The sequence below is a fragment of the Pantoea sp. SIMBA_079 genome, assembly GCF_046940275.1.
GTDB classification, from domain to species: domain Bacteria; phylum Pseudomonadota; class Gammaproteobacteria; order Enterobacterales; family Enterobacteriaceae; genus Pantoea; species Pantoea borealis.
Genome location: NZ_JAWRYR010000958.1, coordinates 1 through 233 on the forward strand (window position 1 = coordinate 1; position 233 = coordinate 233).

Below are 233 nucleotides of genomic sequence, written 5' to 3' on the forward strand. Positions count from 1 at the left end.
GGGATCACCACCGCCACTGCCGGAAGCGGGTTTTCTTCCAGCATATCCAGCGCGCCGCCAAAGCCAGACCAGTTACGGAACTCGCCCAGCGCGTCTTCACGAGAAAGATAGTTCACTTTCTCCACGCCTTGCTCGGCCTGCAACTGTGCCACCACGCCCGCAGCAGCGTCATCGTCCAGCGTTTTTTGCAGATAAACAGTGATTTGCGGCGACGCAGTATTATCCGTCACCGC

Annotated in this window: 1 protein-coding gene; it reads right to left on the bottom strand. The window is 58.4% G+C overall.

Annotation, left to right across the window (positions count from 1 at the left end; all coding sequences use genetic code 11):
- On the bottom strand, window positions 1-233 hold a 233-nt coding region (locus SB719_RS22770), incomplete at both ends, for a permease-like cell division protein FtsX (protein ID WP_412160126.1).